This is a genomic window from Psychrobacter sp. ANT_H59 (assembly GCF_008369225.1).
In the GTDB taxonomy this organism is placed as follows: Bacteria; Pseudomonadota; Gammaproteobacteria; order Pseudomonadales; family Moraxellaceae; genus Psychrobacter; species Psychrobacter cryohalolentis.
The window spans coordinates 1-1,097 of the sequence record NZ_VOBE01000014.1 but is presented as its reverse complement, the minus strand read 5'-3'; the positions used below and the strand labels follow the sequence as shown (position 1 = coordinate 1,097).

Annotated in this window: 1 protein-coding gene; it reads right to left on the bottom strand. The window is 43.7% G+C overall.

Features of this window, described 5'->3' with window-relative positions:
• Positions 1-1,016, bottom strand: a 1,016-nt coding sequence (locus tag FQ083_RS12600) for a DUF475 domain-containing protein (RefSeq protein ID WP_149410099.1), incomplete at its 3' end; no start/stop codon positions are given.
• Positions 1,017-1,097: the final 81 nt, after the last annotated feature.

Sequence of the window (1,097 nt, the reverse complement as noted above, 5' to 3'; positions counted from 1 at the left end):
GCCCAACCGATAAAGGCAATACCAATCAAACCAGTAATAATCTCTGGTACATGGAATTTCACTGATAGCAGCATAATAATTGCCAAGGCACCAATGGCATAATGCGCACCATGCTCTAGATAGATGAACTCATCAAGTGTGCCTTTGTCTACCAAGAAAATAGTCATTGAACGCACAAACATAGCACCAATCGCCAGACCTAACATAATCACAATAACGTCATTGGTGATTGCAAATGCGCCAATCACACCATCGAAACTGAATGAAGCATCAAGAACTTCTAAGTATAAGAAACCGATAATACCGCCCTTCATAATCGCGCTGGTCGCGGCAGCGCCTGAACCCTTCTCTTCATTTTCTAAGTCTTCCTCAAGGTCACCCTCGAGCATACCAGAGATAACTTGGACGCCAAGATAGACCAAGATACCCCAAACACCCGCAATCAGTACGGCAGAAGCTTGCTCCGCACTGGCCCAAGATACAGCAAACATCAGGACAATTAGAGCGACAAACACGCTCATGGCATCGACTTTGCCAAGCTTTGCTAAGCGGCTCTCAAGCCAGTTAAACCAATGCACTTCTTTATCATCAAAGATAAAGTTTAAGAAGACAAGTAACAAGAAGATACCACCAAAGGCTGAGATTTCAGCATGATGCGCCATCAGTCTTGCTGAGTATTCTTTAGGGTCGTTCAATGCCAAATCTATCACTTGCATCATGCCAAGGTCTGCGGTAACCGCAACGATAACAATTGGGAATACTAAGCGCATACCGAATACAGCAATTAAAATACCAACGGTTAAAAATATCTTTTTCCAAAACTCGTCCCAGCCTTTAAGGACTGAGGCGTTGACCACCGCATTATCAAAGGATAATGAAATCTCCATGACGGCCAAAATAGCAGTAATAGAGAGGGTGGTTATTAAGCCGCCCATACCGCCATGTGAATATCCCCACCATGCAGCTACCATCAATGCGATAGCTGTGAAGATGAAGTCTAAATAAAAATGTCTCATGACACATCCTGTCTGGTTGCGTAAAGCTAAGGTTGTCTATTATAGACGCAGCATAAAAAAAGTGGCTATCGCTAGCCACTT